This is a genomic window from Salinivibrio sp. PR5, from assembly GCF_001996085.1.
Lineage (GTDB): Bacteria > Pseudomonadota > Gammaproteobacteria > Enterobacterales > Vibrionaceae > Salinivibrio > Salinivibrio proteolyticus.
This window is the reverse complement of record NZ_MUFK01000068.1, coordinates 1-16,823: the sequence shown is the minus strand read 5'-3', so window position 1 is coordinate 16,823 and position 16,823 is coordinate 1. Positions and strand designations below refer to the sequence as shown.

17 protein-coding genes, 1 rRNA gene, 1 other RNA gene and 1 pseudogene are annotated in these 16,823 nt (G+C 48.9%); 11 read left to right on the top strand and 9 right to left on the bottom strand.

The genetic code is table 11. The features are described from left to right. The coding region (locus tag BZG82_RS15470; RefSeq protein WP_158076016.1) for an integrase core domain-containing protein at positions 1-170 on the top strand (170 nt) is incomplete at its 5' end. A 277-nt stretch (positions 171-447) separates the two neighbouring features. Here BZG82_RS15470 and BZG82_RS15465 read toward each other — a convergent pair. From BZG82_RS15465 to smpB, 3 genes are all read right to left on the bottom strand, one after another. Then, complete coding sequence (locus BZG82_RS15465) at positions 448-1,686, bottom strand: integrase domain-containing protein (protein WP_077766258.1); 1,239 nt, start codon at positions 1,684-1,686, stop codon at positions 448-450. A 166-nt stretch (positions 1,687-1,852) separates the two neighbouring features. After that, positions 1,853-2,219: a transfer-messenger RNA gene (gene ssrA, locus BZG82_RS15460) on the bottom strand. A gap of 47 nt (positions 2,220-2,266) precedes the next feature. Beyond that, positions 2,267-2,752, bottom strand: coding sequence for an SsrA-binding protein SmpB (gene smpB / locus BZG82_RS15455; protein ID WP_069591156.1), 486 nt, complete (start codon positions 2,750-2,752; stop codon positions 2,267-2,269). Positions 2,753-2,909: 157 nt separating this feature from the next. On the opposite strand from smpB, the gene BZG82_RS15450 reads away from it, so the two are divergent. Continuing rightward, on the top strand, positions 2,910-3,341 hold the full coding sequence (locus BZG82_RS15450; protein WP_069591154.1) for an SRPBCC family protein: 432 nt from the start codon (positions 2,910-2,912) through the stop codon (positions 3,339-3,341). Next, positions 3,334-3,684: an RnfH family protein gene (locus BZG82_RS15445; RefSeq protein ID WP_069591153.1), complete on the top strand. Its 351-nt coding sequence runs from the start codon at positions 3,334-3,336 to the stop codon at positions 3,682-3,684. Before BZG82_RS15450 ends, BZG82_RS15445 begins: the two co-directional genes overlap by 8 nt. Positions 3,685-3,778: 94 nt before the next feature. Here the strand turns inward: BZG82_RS15445 and BZG82_RS15440 are convergent, their stop codons facing one another. The 5 genes and pseudogenes from BZG82_RS15440 to nadK all read right to left on the bottom strand — a co-directional run bounded on the left by BZG82_RS15440 (position 3,779) and on the right by nadK (position 8,330). After that, complete coding sequence (locus BZG82_RS15440) at positions 3,779-4,600, bottom strand: alpha/beta fold hydrolase (protein ID WP_077766257.1); 822 nt, start codon at positions 4,598-4,600, stop codon at positions 3,779-3,781. A 91-nt stretch (positions 4,601-4,691) separates the two neighbouring features. Continuing rightward, positions 4,692-5,048 (bottom strand): outer membrane protein assembly factor BamE, encoded by a 357-nt coding sequence (bamE, locus tag BZG82_RS15435; RefSeq protein ID WP_069591158.1) that lies wholly within the window; start codon positions 5,046-5,048, stop codon positions 4,692-4,694. 256 nt (positions 5,049-5,304) lie between these two features. Beyond that, on the bottom strand, positions 5,305-6,972 hold the full coding sequence (recN, locus tag BZG82_RS15430) for a DNA repair protein RecN (RefSeq protein WP_077766256.1): 1,668 nt from the start codon (positions 6,970-6,972) through the stop codon (positions 5,305-5,307). A gap of 137 nt (positions 6,973-7,109) precedes the next feature. Next, positions 7,110-7,274 (bottom strand): annotated as a pseudogene (locus BZG82_RS15425) (AAA family ATPase); the annotation flags it as partial. Positions 7,275-7,448: 174 nt separating this feature from the next. After that, complete coding sequence (gene nadK / locus BZG82_RS15420; protein ID WP_077663285.1) at positions 7,449-8,330, bottom strand: NAD(+) kinase; 882 nt, start codon at positions 8,328-8,330, stop codon at positions 7,449-7,451. 173 nt (positions 8,331-8,503) lie between these two features. Between nadK and grpE the strand changes: the two genes are divergently transcribed. From grpE to dnaJ, 3 genes are all read left to right on the top strand, one after another. Then, positions 8,504-9,151: a nucleotide exchange factor GrpE gene (gene grpE / locus BZG82_RS15415; RefSeq protein WP_077480966.1), complete on the top strand. Its 648-nt coding sequence runs from the start codon at positions 8,504-8,506 to the stop codon at positions 9,149-9,151. A 233-nt stretch (positions 9,152-9,384) separates the two neighbouring features. Continuing rightward, on the top strand, positions 9,385-11,307 hold the full coding sequence (gene dnaK, locus BZG82_RS15410; RefSeq protein ID WP_077766254.1) for a molecular chaperone DnaK: 1,923 nt from the start codon (positions 9,385-9,387) through the stop codon (positions 11,305-11,307). A 119-nt stretch (positions 11,308-11,426) separates the two neighbouring features. Continuing rightward, positions 11,427-12,575 carry a molecular chaperone DnaJ gene (gene dnaJ / locus BZG82_RS15405; protein ID WP_077457704.1) on the top strand — a complete coding sequence of 383 codons (1,149 nt, stop codon included), beginning with the start codon at positions 11,427-11,429 and terminating at the stop codon, positions 12,573-12,575. Positions 12,576-12,639: 64 nt separating this feature from the next. On the opposite strand, the gene BZG82_RS15400 is transcribed toward dnaJ, so the two are convergent. Beyond that, a complete protein-coding gene (locus BZG82_RS15400; protein ID WP_077766259.1) occupies positions 12,640-13,095 on the bottom strand; it encodes a type IV pilin protein in 456 nt (151 codons plus the stop codon). Positions 13,096-13,195: 100 nt separating this feature from the next. Here BZG82_RS15400 and BZG82_RS15395 point away from each other — a divergent pair, with 100 nt between their 5' ends. From BZG82_RS15395 to BZG82_RS16525, 5 genes are all read left to right on the top strand, one after another. Continuing rightward, positions 13,196-13,813 (top strand): pilus assembly FimT family protein, encoded by a 618-nt coding sequence (locus BZG82_RS15395; RefSeq protein WP_077766253.1) that lies wholly within the window; start codon positions 13,196-13,198, stop codon positions 13,811-13,813. Next, positions 13,800-14,438: a hypothetical protein gene (locus tag BZG82_RS15390; protein ID WP_077766252.1), complete on the top strand. Its 639-nt coding sequence runs from the start codon at positions 13,800-13,802 to the stop codon at positions 14,436-14,438. The genes BZG82_RS15395 and BZG82_RS15390 overlap by 14 nt, the downstream gene beginning before the upstream one ends. Then, on the top strand, positions 14,435-15,826 hold the full coding sequence (locus BZG82_RS15385) for a hypothetical protein (protein WP_077766251.1): 1,392 nt from the start codon (positions 14,435-14,437) through the stop codon (positions 15,824-15,826). The genes BZG82_RS15390 and BZG82_RS15385 overlap by 4 nt, the downstream gene beginning before the upstream one ends. 4 nt (positions 15,827-15,830) lie before the next feature. Then, on the top strand, positions 15,831-16,253 hold the full coding sequence (locus BZG82_RS15380) for a type IV pilus modification PilV family protein (protein ID WP_077766250.1): 423 nt from the start codon (positions 15,831-15,833) through the stop codon (positions 16,251-16,253). A 405-nt stretch (positions 16,254-16,658) separates the two neighbouring features. Next, a 16S ribosomal RNA gene (locus tag BZG82_RS16525) occupies positions 16,659-16,823 on the top strand; the annotation flags it as partial.

Below are 16,823 nucleotides of genomic sequence, written 5' to 3'. Positions count from 1 at the left end.
TACTCAACATGTACGTATTCAAAACCTTGAGTGAAGTCCGAGACCTGACAGAAAAATGGATGAAGGAATACAACGATGAACGCCCTCATGACTCACTCGATGATCTGACTCCTTGGGAGTATTTAGCAAGGCATGAAAGTAGGAAAAACTCTAATTTAGAGTGCCACTAAAACAGGGAGGGTTACATAAGAAACGAAAATTAACTCCAATACTTGTACGTTCATGCAGACTAATTAAAGAGCCTGGGTGGCAATGAGATTTGAGGGTTTTAATGGTCCCCGTACCCCACGCCGTACCCAGATCGATTTTTAGTTTGTTAAAATGACCCTAAAGCCCTTATTTGATGCGCTCTAACCACATTCCCGCTTGGGTATAGTGGGTAGATTGCTTGGGCCCCCACGCAGAGGTCAGAGTATTCAGGTAGCGTGTTTTTATCGGGGTCTACGGTTAGATCACTTTAAGCTGCTTAGTCCCAGTCACTGAGAGGCTACCTTTAGCTGCTTGCTCGATGTGCCCACTCCACCAGCACATCATTGGGCGTCGGCGTTCAATGTAATCTGTCCGGTTATACGCACTCCGTACCTGGTTGTCATCAACGTGGGCAAGTGCGGACTCGATGAGGTCTGCATCAAAACCCTGCTCGTTCAGTGTTGTACTTGCCAGGGAGCGTAGCCCATGACTCACTAGCCGGTCGGCAAACCCCATTCGTTTTAGTGCCATATTGGCCGTTTGGCTATTACAAGGTTTTTGCGGGTCACGATCTGAAGGAAAAATAAAATCACGATGGCCACTTATCGGTTTGATTACTTCTAATATCGCCAGCATCTGCTCTGTGAGTGGGATCCGGTGTTCTCTTCTTTTTTTTGTCCTCTCCGCCGGGATAATCCATAGTTCGTTATCCCAGTCTATTTCATCCCATCGTGCAGCTGCCGCTTCTGCTGGTCGCGTCATGGTGTGTAGCTGCCATTCGATTAGGCACCGGGTAACCCGCTTAATATTCGCGTAAGCAAGCTTTTGCATTAACTCTGGTAGTTCATCGGGCGTTAACGCTGCCATATGGCTCTTTTTGGGCTTTTTGAATGCAGCGCCAATGCCCGATAACGGATTAGCGTGGATAAGGCCACAGTTAACCGCGTAGTTCATCATTTCGTTTAGTCGTTGGACCAAACGCTTTAATGTCTCTAGGCTGCCCGATGCTTCAATGGGCTTTAAGGCATCTATCACCATAGGGGCAGTGATTTTGGAAAGGGGAGTAGCGCCAAGCTTTGGAAAAATGTGACGTTCCAGAGAGCGCCATATATCGGTCGCGTATCCCTCAGTCACTTGCTCTTTTTTCAGCTCGAACCACTGGTAGGCGACTTTCTCTACCGTATGCTCGGTGAGCGCAATCTCTTGCCTTTGTTGCTCTTCACGGTGTTCCTTAGGATCGATGTTTTGAGCGAGGAGGGCTCTTGCATCCATGGTCGCTTTACGCGCTTGAGAGAGGGTAACAGTGGGATAGGCACCGAGGCTGAGGTTGGTGCGCTTTTTGGTGAATGGGCGCAGGTAATTAAAAAGCCAAAGCTTAGAGCCGGTTGGTTTAACTCTTAGTCTGAGCCCGTCGCCATCATAGAGTAGGTACTCTTTCTCTTCTGGCGTTGCCGCTTTTATCTTCTTATCCGTAAGCTTAGCTATGATTTTAGCCATAATGGGTACACCTCTCAGCCTCCATTTTCATCAGTGTACACCTCGGTGTACCTAAAAATCAAAGCGGTTGGTGGACCTCTATGGACCTTAGTGAACGCTAAGTTATTGATTTTGCGTTGCTTGAGGCAATAAAAAAGACGTCCGTGGACGTCTTTGAATATAAAATTGGTGGAGCTGGCGGGAGTTGAACCCGCGTCCAGAATCAGTCTAACCAATGGCGCTACATGCTTAGTTTGTCTTTAATCTCGTCAGTGTGCTGCGGACAAACACGCCACACAAAGACATACCCGACTTAGATTTAACGCTTCAGCTTTCGGGTCAAAGCATCCACGCGATCCTGTTTGGTTTTGACTATCCTTGATCCCCGTCCTACAGGCGAAGGCTAGGGAGGATAGGCACTCAACAGGTTATTAAGCTGCTAGTGCGTAGTTTTCGTCGTTTGCGACTATTTTTTTGCGGCTTTTTTCGAGGCCAACCGCCCCTCGGCATGCTCCACGGGCCTTCTCAATCCTGTCGAATCCTGAATCAGCCCCAGAGTTTGGACGGCAGAGTCTAACATATTGATCTACCGCGTCAACGATTAACGTGCTGCGTTTTTCATGATTCTGGCTTTTTGACGTTGCCAGTCTCTGTCTTTCGCGGTATCGCGTTTATCGTGAAGTTTTTTACCTTTTGCTAAGCCGATTTTGAGCTTGGCGAAGGATTTTTTCCAGTACAGGGAAAGAGCCACGACTGTGAAACCATCCCGGTTAACTTTTCCAATCAAGGTATCAAGCTCACGACGCTTAAGCAAGAGCTTGCGTGTACGCTGAGGATCAGCCACCACATGGGTGGAGGCCACATTAAGCGGGGTGATGGTTGCCCCGAACAAAAAGGCTTCCCCGTCTTTCAGCAACACATAACTTTCGCTGATATTGGCTTTACCGGCACGGAGAGATTTCACTTCCCAGCCTTGTAGCTCAAGCCCGGCCTCAAAGTCATCTTCGATGAAGAACTCATGGCGAGCTTTTTTATTCAGCGCGATGGTGTTACTGCTTGCTTTGTTCTTTGCGTTTTTCTTAGCCATAGTGGGCGCATTATAAAGGCTATGTGTTGAGGAATGAAAGGATTATCGCACGAGCCTGAGTGAAGCGCATCTGTATTTGTCGATACACGCGGCTGCACGCTTTGGTGAATAGATGCGGCGGTGGTATGATTTCGCGGTTAACTTGCAAGGAGTCCTTATGCCGCAAATTATCCGCTCGGCTTTAGTGCCTTACAGTGCTGAGCAAATGTTTGCCTTGGTGAATGATGTTGAGGCCTATCCACAGTTTTTGCCTGGGTGCGTGAGCACACGCTTGATTGAGCACACTGACACAACCATGGTGGCATCGTTAGACGTGGCGAAGGCAGGCATCAAGAAAACCTTTACGACCAAAAATTACTTGGTGGAAAACACGCGCATTGATATGACATTGGTCGATGGGCCATTTAAACGGCTGAGCGGAGGTTGGCGTTTTACACCGCTTTCCAGCGACGCCTGTAAAATTGAGCTCGATCTTGAATTTGAGTTTACCAATCGATTAGTTGAAGTGGCGTTTGGTCGTATCTTCAGCGAGCTAACAAGTAGTATGGTGAAAGCATTTACTGAACGAGCGAAAACGATCTATGAGTGAAGAAACACTACTCCGTGTTGAGGTGGTCTACGCATTGCCGAATGAGCAGCGGATTTTTAATTGTGTGGTGAAACCGCAATCGACCGTTGAAGAGATTATTCGCCAATCTGGTGTGCTTAAAGCTTACCCAGAGATTGATTTAGACAACAATAAAGTTGGCATCTTCAGCCGCACCGTGAAGCTGGATGCGCAAGTGCGTGATGGAGATCGTATTGAGATTTATCGCCCACTGCAGGCGGATCCCAAAGAAATTCGCCGACGCCGAGCGGAACGAGCGAAGCTAGAAGGAAAAGCGGATCCTGTTACGGGCGGACGCGTGGATACCCAGCGCAAGCGCTCTTAACGCCGTCAACGGCTTTCGCAACGAACATGAAAAAACGCCGACTCGCGGCGTTTTCTTGTATCAAGAAAGCGCGGATTCTTGTCTTGTTAACGTATTAGTCTCGATAGACGTGTTGTAAAAAATACGTCAAACGTTCGGTAACTCGTTCTGGTTGCTCAAGGTTGGCAATATGTCCTGCCTCTGGGATCAGTGTGAGCTCCGCGCCTGTGATCTCATCTTGCATCAAATAGCTCTCAAGCGGCGGACGAGCCACATCGTGTTGCCCCACCATAATCAGCACGGGCAATGCTAATTTGGCGAGAGCATCGATTTGATCGCGACGGTCAAAGGTAAGATGGCCAATACGCGCGACGGCGTTAGCGCGATCGCCTTCAAGTTGCTGGAGCGAGTGATGGAAAGCGTCGACGAAGTGCGGTTGCTGTGCCAGCGTGGCGGGGGCGAAAAACAGTGGCACGATGGCGTCGAGAAGCGGCGCGGGGACATGCTGGACTTGCTCGATAGTGGTGAGCATTCCCATGTATTTTTGGTGCGTTACCTCGGGCTCGCGACCGACAAAGGTGTCCATTAACACCAATGCTTTCAAACGCGAAGGCGCTAACTGAGCAAACTCAACGCCCCACATTCCGCCAACGGACAGACCAATGAGCGTGACCTGTTCGATGTTGAGGTGATCGAGCAGTGCGAGCATGTCTGCCGCAATATCAGCGAGCGAGTGTGTCTGCTCGGGGGCATCGTCTGAGTCCCCGTGGGCCCACAAGTCAGGCACAATGCAACGGTAATGGCGACTTAACACTTCAACCTGAGGCGCCCACATGGCACTGTCCCACAGGTAGCTATGGCCGAATAACAGAACAGGCCCTTGCCCAACATCTTGGTAAGCAAGGCGTTTTCCATGGTGTTCGAAGATATGTTTCATAGTGTGATAGCTAAGCGTAAAAGCTTAAGACTACCATGAACGCGAAGGCATAGGAGCTCCGCGCAGTGGCGATACCGCGCGGAAACGTGAATTATTGGACGGCTTCGAAAAAGCTTTCACCCGGCGTGAAGTCACCATCGACCTTGACTAACTGGTTGTTGTCATCAAAAGAGAGCACGAGATCTTTTTGTGTTGGTGCTTGGTGACCAGGCTGTTGCCATTGGACAAAATACCACGTGTTTGGGTAGCCAGATTCGACCAGCATAGGAGGGCCGAGTAAGAACTTAACCTGCTCTTTGGTCATGCCAAACTTAAGTGAGTCTACGGCTTTTTCTTCAATGTAATTGCCCTGATTGATATCGACGCGATAAACCAGTTTCTCGGCGTAAGAACAGCCAGTAATGGCAATTGCCATTAGGGCAGCAATGGCGGCTTTAGTCCAACCCATAGTTAACATCTTCACTGTCTCGTTGATGGCAAATAATATCACTCACACGCAAATCGTTATGTGGATACAGGCTTTTTCGTCCTTGACGAAAGGCGAATGAGTATAAACAAGCTCGGAATATATGTAAAAAACCTGCTCGCGACTAGCGATTGGATGGGAAGAATCGAAAAAAGTTCGCCCTAAAAAGAGAAAAAGGCGACACGCTCACAGGTTTGTGAGGTGTCGCGAATCGTTGAGTGCCATAGGTTGACGCATGCTATGCGGCAACCAACAAATCCTCGGCATTGGCCAGCGTGCGTTCGGTGATCTCGCTACCGCCGAGTAGGCGTGCCAGTTCATTGATGCGTTCTTCGCGGGCCAACGGATACATACGGGTGGTCGTGGTGCCTTTTTCTGTTTGTTTGGCGACAAACATTTGCTGATGCCCGCATCCGGCGACCTGGGGTAAGTGTGTTACGCACATTACTTGGGTCGATTGACCTAATTGACGCAGTAATTTACCGACAATCGCCGCTGTTGGACCACTGATACCTACATCGACTTCATCAAAGATCAGGCTCGGGGTTTCCACTTTTTGGGCGGTGATCACTTGAATGGCTAATGAAATCCGAGATAACTCACCGCCAGAGGCAACCCTTGCGAGCGGTTGTAATGGTTGGCCTGGGTTGGTTGACACCAAAAAGGCCACCGCATCTCCCCCTAAGGGACTTAGATGAGTGTCGGCTTTGTTTTCGACTTGGATTTCAAAGGTACCGTGCTCCATGCTCAGTTGGTGCATGCTTTGCGTGATCAGTTTATTGAGCTCACGGGCATAACGACGTCGGCTTTTACTGAGTTTTTCTGCCGTGTCCAAACAGGCGGCAAAATGCGCATCTACGTCGGCTTGGAGCTGCTCAATCGCCTCATCATTATGGGCTAATTTATCCAGTTCTTGGATCAGTTGTTGGTGCGTTTGATAAAGCGCTTCGGGTTGCACATGATGTTTGCGTGACAAGCTCATAATCGTGCTCATGCGCTCATCAAGATATTGTAAGCGTTGCGGATCCATGTCTAACCGGTCGAGGTAACTGGTCACTTCTTGACTCGCTTCTTGCGCTTGAATGCGCGCTTCTTCGATAAGTGTGGCTAAGGGCTCAAATTGACTGTCCAGTGTGGCCAGTTCAACCAAGCGTTGCTGCGCGGCATTTAAAAGGTTGAGCGCGTTAGCGTCTTCGTTATCACTGAGCAAATCCACGACCGCTTGGCTTGTCATCGCAATATCGCCGCTGTTTGATAAGCGCTTGTGTTCTTCTTCAATCTGCTGGTATTCCTCTTCGCCTAGTGCCAGCTCGTTCAATTCGCCGACTTGATATTCCAGCAGTTGTTGCTGGGCATCGAGATCGTCTTTTTTCTTGATCAGTGCCTTTAACTCGTTTTTAGCACGACGCCAACGTTGGTAGCGAGACGCCATCTTATCAAGCAGTGATTGGTGTCCGGCATATTGGTCGAGCAGGGTGATCTGGTGTTCTGGGCGCAACAGTTGTTGGTGAGCGTGTTGGCCATGGACATTAATCAGTAGTTGTCCTAAGGCTTTTTGCTGTGAGGCAGGGACAGGGTTACCGTTAATATAAGCACGAGAGCGGCCTTCCTTGGTAATCACGCGACGAAGAATACAGTCGTCGCCGTCTTCAAGCTCATTATCTTGCAACCAACGACGCGCGGCACTGTTTTGTTCGAGGGTAAAACTGGCGGTGATCTCTGCGCGTTTTTCACCGGGACGCACCATATTGGCGTCCGCGCGGTCGCCTAGGCAAAGGCCGAGTGCATCGATAGAAATCGATTTACCTGCACCTGTCTCTCCGGTGATCGCCGTCATTCCTTTACTAAACTCCAACTCCAAGGATTTCACGATGGCAAAGTTTTGAATGGTCATATCGGCTAACATAGGAAAACACCTGTATCTATCAACAACTGTTGCGCCCAGAACACCAGATCACCCTGCTCGACCAATATGCCGGACACCAATCACTGCTTGATAAGATGGCGTCTCGCTACCAACGTTGGCGTCGTGCTAAAAACGTGCACCATATTGGCGTCCGCGCGGTCGCCTAGGCAAAGGCCGAGTGCATCGATAGAAATCGATTTACCTGCACCTGTCTCTCCGGTGATCGCCGTCATTCCTTTACTAAACTCCAACTCCAAGGATTTCACGATGGCAAAGTTTTGAATGGTCATATCGGCTAACATAGGAAAACACCTGTATCTATCAACAACTGTGTATAGATACAGTATATACTGTTTTTACATCCAGTGAATATGTAAAAAGAAGAATTGTTCCTTCTGGGAGTTTCCGCACAAAAATTGCACACAAAAAAAAGCAGGCGAACCTGCTTTTATGCCCTTTTACGGCAAGGGAAGCGATTAGAAGAGTTTCGACGACCAGCCTAGCTTGGTGCGTAACGTATTGTAATAATTGTAATCTTTGGGGTGGATAAGCTTCAGCGTGGCCGGGCTTTTATAAATATGCACTTCGTCGCCAGGGTTCACAGGAAGAGAGACTTGTCCGTCGCAACTGACTTCCAGCGTGCCGCGGTTATCGGGCGAAACCAGCAGTTTAATGCGGCGGTTGCCATCGACGACTAACGGACGGCTGGATAGGGTGTGAGGGAACATAGGGACCAGTGAAATCGCGTTTAGGCTCGGAGAAAGAATAGGGCCGCCTCCCGATAAACTGTACGCCGTGGAGCCGGTGGGGGTTGAAATAATGATCCCGTCGGAGCGCTGAGAAAAGGCAAACTGTTCGTTAATGTAAACTTCAAACTCAATCATATGTGCCACTTGCCCTGGGTGGAGCACTGCTTCGTTCAGTGAGGCATTATGACTTTTGACTTGGTCATGACGGTGGATCTCGGTTTCGAGTAAAAACCGATCTTCTTCCATGTATTCACCGCTCAAGACGGCTTCAAGCGCGTTTTCGAAGGCGTCGGGATCTAAGTCGGTCAAAAAGCCTAAATTGCCCCGATTCACTCCAATCACCTTGATGCCACTGCGCGATAACACGCGTGCCGCGCCCAGCATGTTGCCATCGCCCCCAATCACAATGGCTAAGTCAGCATGTTGACCAATCGTAACAAGATCCAAGTAATGCGCATCGGGTAATCCCAAATTAGTACTAAGACGCGTATCAATGCACACCTCATAACCACGCTCGGTGAGCCAATGATAAAGGCTAATGTGTGTGTTCACGGCCTCTGGATTACGAGGCTTACCGATAAGCGCAATGCGTGTAAAAGGTGTCGACATAATGCGGATCCTGTGTCTATTTGTGCCCAGTATAACGCGGCAAAATCGCGATTGTCGTGATTTGGGTTGGCCTGATGGTTGAATCGTGAATATTCATCCCCATAATAACCCCGTCAATCAAGTTGAATAGTCCCAGTGGCGTGCTGGGCAATGCCATTTGTGTCGGAGTGATCATGAGCGAAGAACAGAAAGTGAAGCAAGAGCAGGAAGCCGTAAAACAAGCGCAAGCTGCTGAAGCCAAAAACGCAGAGCAGGCCACTGAGCAACAAGTGAGCGGTAGTGCGGCGGATATCGAAGACGCCGAGACCGAGGCCATGATTGCACGTATTACCGAGCTTGAAGCCGCACTTGAAGCCAGTGAAGCGAAAGTGAAAGAGCAGCAAGACAGCGTGCTGCGTGCCCGTGCGGATGTCGACAATATGCGCCGTCGCACCGAGCAAGAAATCGATAAAGCGCGTAAATTCGCGCTAGAGAAGTTTGCCGGTGAGCTGTTGCCCGTGATTGATAACATGGAGCGTGCTGTCGAGATGGCGGATAAAGAAAACGAAGCCATCAAGCCTATGGTTGAAGGGGTGGAGCTTACCCTAAAAACCATGACTGATACGGTTGAAAAGTTCGGCCTGAACGCAATTGATCCGCAAGGTCAGCCATTCAATCCTGAACTGCACCAAGCGATGTCAATCCAAGAAAGCGCTGAGCACGAGCCAAACACCGTGATGATGGTGATGCAAAAAGGTTACGAGCTAAATGGTCGCGTCGTGCGCCCAGCGATGGTGATGGTATCTAAAGCACCACAAGGCAACGTTGACGAAAAAGCGTAACAAGGTCTGACGTCGAAAACGTCAATAAATACAGGCCTTTTTGTCAGCCACTCGATATAAAAGGCCTAAAAAATGCGGTTTTTTTTATCGCAGACCTTGAAAACAAGCATGCTGCCCTTATTTAGATTGCAGCGTTAAATAAAAATTTGCGGTGAGGGGTTGAACCTCTCACGGTTACCCCCACATAGGGTGTAACGCAATAAAGCCACAGAACGAATTTCGGAGAGCACCAGATGGGTAAAATCATTGGTATTGACTTGGGTACAACCAACTCATGTGTCGCTGTACTAGACGGTGAAAAAGCACGCGTGATTGAAAACGCAGAAGGTGATCGTACAACACCTTCAATCATCGCTTATACACAAGACGGTGAAACGCTAGTCGGTCAACCTGCAAAGCGTCAGGCGGTGACAAACCCAGAAAACACCCTGTTCGCGATCAAACGTTTGATCGGTCGTCGTTTTGAAGACGAAGAAGTACAGCGCGACATTAGCATCATGCCATACAAAATTGTCAAAGCTGACAATGGCGATGCGTGGGTTGAGGCGAAAGGCCAGAAAATGGCTGCACCTCAGGTCTCTGCTGAGGTTCTGAAGAAAATGAAGAAAACCGCTGAAGACTTCCTCGGTGAGGAAGTGACTGGCGCGGTTATCACAGTACCTGCTTACTTTAACGACTCTCAGCGTCAAGCAACTAAGGATGCTGGTCGTATCGCAGGTCTAGAAGTTAAGCGTATCATCAACGAGCCAACTGCAGCCGCACTGGCCTATGGTCTAGACAAGAAAGGCGGCGATCGCACTATCGCAGTTTATGACTTGGGTGGTGGTACCTTCGATATCTCTATCATCGAAATCGATGAAGTAGATGGCGAGCAAACGTTCGAAGTACTGGCGACTAACGGTGACACGCACCTAGGTGGTGAAGACTTTGATAACCGTCTGATCACTTACTTGGTCGACGAGTTTAAGAAAGAGCAAGGCATCGACTTGCGTCAAGACCCATTGGCGATGCAACGTCTGAAAGAAGCGGCAGAAAAAGCGAAAATCGAGCTCTCTTCTGCGCAGCAAACTGACGTTAACCTGCCTTATGTGACTGCGGATGCTACTGGTCCTAAGCACATGAACATCAAGGTAACGCGCGCCAAGCTTGAGTCTTTGGTTGAAGATTTGGTTCAACGTTCTCTTGAGCCAATGAAAGTTGCTCTGGCAGACGCTGAGCTGTCTGTTGATGAAATCACTGATGTCATCTTGGTAGGTGGTCAAACCCGTATGCCAATGGTACAGGCGAAAGTTGCTGAGTACTTCGGTAAAGACCCACGTAAAGACGTGAACCCTGATGAAGCGGTTGCTGTTGGTGCGGCAGTGCAAGGTGGTGTACTGGCAGGCGACGTAAAAGACGTGCTACTGCTTGACGTAACGCCTCTGTCACTGGGTATTGAAACCATGGGCGGTGTGATGACCAAGCTCATCGAGAAAAACACCACGATCCCAACTAAAGCGAACCAAGTGTTCTCGACGGCGGAAGACAACCAAAGCGCGGTAACTATCCACGTGATTCAAGGCGAGCGTAAGCAAGCCATGCATAACAAATCACTGGGTCAGTTTAACCTAGAAGGCATTCAGCCTGCGCCACGTGGTGTGCCACAAATCGAAGTGACCTTCGATCTTGATGCTGATGGTATCTTGAACGTGTCTGCGAAAGACAAGCAAACGGGTCAAGAGCAGAAAATCACCATCCAAGCGTCTGGCGGCTTGAGTGATGAAGAAGTTGAGAAGATGGTTCAAGAAGCAGAAGCGAACAAAGAAGCGGACAAGAAGTTCGAAGAGCTCGCAACTGCACGTAACCAAGCGGATCAGCTGGTTCACGGCACCCGTAAGCAAGTTGAAGAAGCCAGCGACAAACTGCCAGCAGAAGACAAAGAGAAGATCGAAACAGCGATCTCTGAGCTTGAAACTGCGCGCAATGGCGAAGATAAAGAAGCCATCGATGCGAAAGTACAAGCACTGGTCGCGGCTTCATCAAAACTGATGGAAATTGCTCAGCAGCAAGCACAAGCTGAGCAGGCGCAACAAGACGCCGGTGCAGATTCAGCGAAACAAGACGATGACGTCGTTGACGCTGAGTTTGAAGAAGTCAAAGACGACGACAAGAAATAAGCGAAAGCGCTGTCGTTAGTAAGCACGGGCGTAGGGGAGCAATCTCCTTCGCCCGTCGTTTTATCAAACCGTGATTTGAACGTCTTTGTTTTGTTGACGTAAACAGGTGCAGTCAGACCATGTCAAAAAGAGATTTATATGAAGTGCTCGGTCTAAGCCGCGATGCGAGCGAGCGCGATATTAAAAAAGCCTATAAGCGGCTGGCGATGAAATATCACCCAGACCGTAATAAAGGCGAAGATGCCGCTGACCAGTTCAAAGAAATTAAGCTGGCGTACGAAGTGCTGACCGACCCACAAAAACGCGCTGCCTATGATCAATATGGCCACGCAGCCTTTGAACAAGGCGGTATGGGTGGCGGCGGCTTCGGCGGCGGTGGTTTCGGCGGTGGCGCTGACTTTAGCGATATTTTTGGTGACGTATTCGGCGATATATTCGGCGGAGGGCGTCGCGGTGGTCAGCAACGCGCGCAACGTGGTGCCGATCTGCGCTATAACATGGAGCTAACGCTTGAAGAGGCGGTCCGTGGCGTCAGCAAAGAGATCGAAGTCCCGACCTATGTAGGCTGTGATACATGTCATGGCAGCGGTGCCAAACCTGGCTCGCAAAAGCAAACCTGTGGTACCTGTAATGGTATTGGTCAGGTGCAAATGCGCCAAGGTTTCTTTGCCGTGCAGCAAACATGTCCAACCTGTCATGGTAGCGGCTCCATTATTAAAGATCCTTGTAACAGCTGTCATGGTCAAGGTCGTGTGAAAAAGACCAAACACCTGAATGTGAAAATTCCAGCTGGCGTCGATACAGGGGATCGAATTCGTCTATCAGGTGAAGGTGAAGCCGGAGAAAACGGTGCCCCAGCGGGTGATTTGTACGTACAAGTACACATTCGTGAGCACCATATTTTCACCCGTGATGGCAATAATCTTTACTGCGAAGTACCGGTTAGCTTCACAATGGCCGCACTCGGCGGCGAAGTTGAAGTGCCGACGTTGGATGGTCGTGTCAGCTTGAAAGTGCCGGCTGAAACGCAAACGGGTCGTATGTTCCGCATGCGTGGCAAAGGCGTACAATCCGTACGTGGCGGCGGTATGGGTGATCTCATTTGTAAGCTGGTGGTTGAAACTCCTGTCAAATTGAGCAGCCGTCAAAAAGAGCTTTTACAAGAGCTTGAAGAGTCATTCAGTGGAAGCGAAGCGAAAAAGCATAAGCCAAAATCAGAAGGCTTTTTCGATGGCGTGAAGAAATTCTTCGATGACCTTACCGGTTAATGAATACTACTTGTCTAAAGAACAACTAAACTGATGAATAGCCAGCCTCGTGCTGGCTATTTTTTTATCCTTTAGTCGGAGCTTGAAGATGGGGAAGCGGGCAGTCTTTATGGTTCGATTGCGCGGCGATTAGGCCACTCGGGTAAAGGGTTAGTGCACCACAGGGGTCTTTCTCCTGTGAGGTTTCCTGACGTGGCGTGGCAGTGACATAATAGCTTTTTGTTTGCCCATGCACTGCAAAGTTGTAGCGTTGAGATAGCTGACAGTTTTCGCACAACTTATCTTTTAACTCAGTTTGGTCGCTGGCGTTAGGAAACGATTGATGGGTAATAAAATGATCCTCTACCCATGCTTGTAACTGGACCAGGTTACGCTTTGCATGTTGCCTTTCTTGTTGCTGTTTGTAATGAGAATAGACGGGTAACGCAATGCCGACTAGCGTAGCAATAATGGCGACCCCAAACAGTAATTCGACTAATGTCACGCCTTTTTGTAAGCGTGATCTACTGTTAAAGCTCATTTTTGTTAGCCTCTCGAAGACTCTGTCACTAAAACGTCATCCAGCCTAGGGCAGTGGTACTCTCATCATCAATCGGTGGGCGATTAACTTGGGAGGCAGTATGCGTTTTACCCTTCATCTTAGGCAGCTTTCTCATGGCTTTACTTTAATTGAGTCACTGATTGCGCTGGCTGTGGTCGCGATTACCTGCAGTGTTGCGTTTCCTAACTTTCAAAAAGCGCGCCAAGCGACGCTGGTTGCTAACGACAGTGCGGCACTCACCAGTTTGTTTCAATTAGCACAAAGCCGAGCCGTTGAAGAAAATCGTCCGTATGTTGTCAGCTTCGTCAGTGATGATGGGATAGACTGCATTGTTGCCAAAGCAGAGCCACTGTCCACAGCCCGAACATCAGCAGGCCGACAGCCAACGTCTCTCGACTGTCACCAAACCCAAGCCTTGATGGTGAGGTTAGATAAACAGGTCACGCTAAAAAGAAAAGTTAAAGAAGAGTGGCAAGATGTAGAAGAAGTAGACGCAGACGAAGAATCACCCGGACTATTTACGGTTGACTTTCGCACCCAGCGGCCAAGCCTCAACCTCACACTCGGATTAAGCACCGACAACAGCCAACAGCCAGACTATATCGTGCAAGTCCGTCAGTACCTTGGTTTCAGCTATTGTAAAAACAAAGACAACACAACTTGCCGTACTGAGGGTGAAAAAGATGCGAGTAGTTAATCAGTGGGGGTATGGCTTGCTCGAACTGCTTATCGGTTTATCGGTTAGTTTAATGGTCATGTTAGCGGCATTATCGATGATGACGTCTGCCAGTGTGACTCAAACCCGTCTTGATGCGAAGACTAACTTGTCCCTTGAGCTAAGTCGCTTACTGACAATGATGGAGTCCGATATTCGTCGAGCTGGATTGTGTTATCAGTGTGGTGAGACAGCAGCGTTCCAAGTAGATAGGCATCTGATTTTGATTGGCGACACTGGCAGCAACAATCAGGGGCAATGCATTCGGTTTGCTTACCAACAGACGGGCGTCGTTCCTCAGTTAGATGCAGGAAAAGATGATGTCAAAGGCTTTCGGTTTGATGCTGATAATCAGGCTGTAGAAATCTACGAGAACCACGACGATACATCTAACTGGAGGTGCCAGTCCGGTCACTGGCGAGATATTTCTTCACGCAACATTGTGATAGATAACCTGACTTTTGAGCGCGAAGAAGTGAGCACGTCCAACCATCGCACCGTCACGGCCCTAACCATCACCTTATCTGCCGCGTTAAAAGAGGCCCCAAACACGCAAGAAATCCTATCTCGTACTCTGGTATTACGCAACACAATGAGGCAGTTATGAGGAAGACACAAACCGGTATTGCAACGCTCGTTGTAGTGGCCAGTATTGCTTTGATTGCACTGTTGATGGTGTTTGGTGTGAGTCGACGTGCGATAAATGATATCCAGCAGGCGCAGGCACGAATTAAAACCCAAGAGTATCTTTCTCGGGCTTGGGCGGGGTTAGATTGTGCGGTGGCGAAAATTTATCAAGAGGGCATCGACCTCTCATCCGTTGAGGCGGCCGAAGGGCTGACTCAATTATCAGAGTGCCAAGGTGTGGCTGGAAGTCGATTAGAGATAGCGCCTTGGCCAAACAATCCCTCGTTGTGGCGGCTAAGTAGTCACTCACATCAGCAGGAGGTTGGAGTCACCTTGCAAAGCGCGGGAGGCGGTCGCGCGGCAGCATTTGTCACGTCAGGTTCGGCGTTATTTTATGGAGCTCAAGACTGGCGGCCGGCGAAGGGCAAAAAACGTGAAGATGGACGCTATGAATGTCAGTCCATTATTGCCGGTGGTGATGTGAGGATTAGCCCCAAAAAGCCAGGTGAACCAGATAAAAGTAATCAGGAGAATCAAAAGAACGGAAGCAAAAACACATTTACCGTCCACTTAGATGAGGGTAAAGAATGTGCAGATGAGTATAAAACTAAAGTCGATTATGGCGAAGTTGCGGATAGCCGCGATGAGGCAGAGACGCTGCTGAAAAAAGATGTACAAACCAATGTGAAGGACATGGATCTTTTCCAAGACTTTTTTGGTGTCCCGCGTTCGCAGTGGTGGCTTGCCAAACAGCAGTTTGAGGAAAAAGGCGGAACCATCGTTGAAACGCATGGCGATGCATCGAAATGTTATGAAGCGGTCTACAATGCGATGGAACAGGGGCGCGGACAACCTAATGTTAAAGTCTGGGTTGATGGGCCTTGTGATTTAAGCCTCGGAGGAGAAGAGAATTTGCCGAGTGGCCCACACGTCCCACCCGTGTTGTTGGTTGTACAAGATGGCATTATGGCACTTCGTGGTACGATCGATCCCTTTAACGGTGTGGTCTACCAATTTAATCCTACGATTCAGGCCAATGAATTTGCAAAACAGTGGGGGATGACTGATAAAGGGGGGGCGGCCTCCTGCTCTTATCCCGCCACTACAAATACTCAAATACTCTGTCAAATTATTACTGGAAATATCAACACGTTTGATGAGGCAAGCCGCGTCCCATTTTGGTTTGATGGCAGTTTTATAACTGAGGGTGCATTTATCATCGATGTGCCCGATGGCAATACAGTCATTAATAGCTCGTTAGTTGCCAAGTATGACGATGACAACAAGCATGCTAGTTTTGAGGGGCTCGGACAGTTAAGGCCCTTACCCAATAGCTATTACAACCTAACACCGCCCAGTGGAGGGTAAGGCGATGAAGTCTCAATCTGGCTTTTCATTTTTAGAGATAATGATTGCGCTGGTGCTGGTCTCTGTCACGGGGTTAGGGCTGTATAGCCTCACCGCAGAGATTGAAGCTCGCCAATATAATGCTCGGCTAGCCGAAGGAGCCATGCATATTGCCAGTGATCAACTCGCCCTTTGGCAGCGCATCAACACCGATACACCTTGCTCAGCAAAGAATGGAGAAATGATTCAGCTTTCAAATATTGCTGGGTGCTTGATTGAAACCAAAGAAACGCCTTACCAACTAGAAGCGAAAACCACAAAAACCTTGATGGGGGAGACAGGCCCTTATGCTAAACAGTTGGAAGTGATTGTAAGTTGGAAAGATAGCCGAGGGATTTCCCAGTCGTTAACCTTTTATTTTACCGCTTCTATCCATCGCCATGGTTAAACCCAGCCCCCTTTAATACACCCTTTTGTGTGTTTTTTGTTCGGTCGGTATTTTTTCTTTAAAAACCCCTTGCGTCACAAAAATACCTCTCTATAATGCGCTCCTCGTTGGCACGGCAAACCGCGCTAACAAACGGCAGCAAAGCCAAGTAAACAAAAAGCTTGACTCACTGCCTCGGTGGCGTAAAATGCCACTCCCGCTCAAGATTGAGCGATGCTCTTTAAAAATTTGACCTATGCAATCTGTGTGGGCACTCGTTGAGAATAGACAAAAAGATTTATTCGATGAACTGAGTGACCAAACGACAACTTTAACAGTTGTTCGGCACAGTCAATTCGTTTTTCTCTTCGGAGATAAACAGTAATCAGTATTCATTGAGCTGAAACTTCGGTTTCGAAAAAACTTTAATTGAAGAGTTTGATCATGGCTCAGATTGAACGCTGGCGGCAGGCCTAACACATGCAAGTCGAGCGGAAACGGCAGTATTGAAGCTTCGGTGGATTTACTGGACGTCGAGCGGCGGACGGGTGAGTAACGGCTGGGAACCTGCCCTGACGAGGGGACGAGGGG

Bases quoted from the DNA above. Each gene is read 5' to 3' on its own strand.
- BZG82_RS15465 (WP_077766258.1), bottom strand. From the start codon at position 1,686: ATGGCTAAAATCATAGCTAAGCTTACGGATAAGAAGATAAAAGCGGCA.
- smpB (WP_069591156.1), bottom strand. From the start codon at position 2,752: ATGGCTAAGAAAAACGCAAAGAACAAAGCAAGCAGTAACACCATCGCG.
- BZG82_RS15450 (WP_069591154.1), top strand. From the start codon at position 2,910: ATGCCGCAAATTATCCGCTCGGCTTTAGTGCCTTACAGTGCTGAGCAA.
- BZG82_RS15445 (WP_069591153.1), top strand. From the start codon at position 3,334: ATGAGTGAAGAAACACTACTCCGTGTTGAGGTGGTCTACGCATTGCCG.
- BZG82_RS15440 (WP_077766257.1), bottom strand. From the start codon at position 4,600: ATGAAACATATCTTCGAACACCATGGAAAACGCCTTGCTTACCAAGAT.
- bamE (WP_069591158.1), bottom strand. From the start codon at position 5,048: ATGGGTTGGACTAAAGCCGCCATTGCTGCCCTAATGGCAATTGCCATT.
- recN (WP_077766256.1), bottom strand. From the start codon at position 6,972: ATGTTAGCCGATATGACCATTCAAAACTTTGCCATCGTGAAATCCTTG.
- nadK (WP_077663285.1), bottom strand. From the start codon at position 8,330: ATGTCGACACCTTTTACACGCATTGCGCTTATCGGTAAGCCTCGTAAT.
- grpE (WP_077480966.1), top strand. From the start codon at position 8,504: ATGAGCGAAGAACAGAAAGTGAAGCAAGAGCAGGAAGCCGTAAAACAA.
- dnaK (WP_077766254.1), top strand. From the start codon at position 9,385: ATGGGTAAAATCATTGGTATTGACTTGGGTACAACCAACTCATGTGTC.
- dnaJ (WP_077457704.1), top strand. From the start codon at position 11,427: ATGTCAAAAAGAGATTTATATGAAGTGCTCGGTCTAAGCCGCGATGCG.
- BZG82_RS15400 (WP_077766259.1), bottom strand. From the start codon at position 13,095: ATGAGCTTTAACAGTAGATCACGCTTACAAAAAGGCGTGACATTAGTC.
- BZG82_RS15395 (WP_077766253.1), top strand. From the start codon at position 13,196: ATGCGTTTTACCCTTCATCTTAGGCAGCTTTCTCATGGCTTTACTTTA.
- BZG82_RS15390 (WP_077766252.1), top strand. From the start codon at position 13,800: ATGCGAGTAGTTAATCAGTGGGGGTATGGCTTGCTCGAACTGCTTATC.
- BZG82_RS15385 (WP_077766251.1), top strand. From the start codon at position 14,435: ATGAGGAAGACACAAACCGGTATTGCAACGCTCGTTGTAGTGGCCAGT.
- BZG82_RS15380 (WP_077766250.1), top strand. From the start codon at position 15,831: ATGAAGTCTCAATCTGGCTTTTCATTTTTAGAGATAATGATTGCGCTG.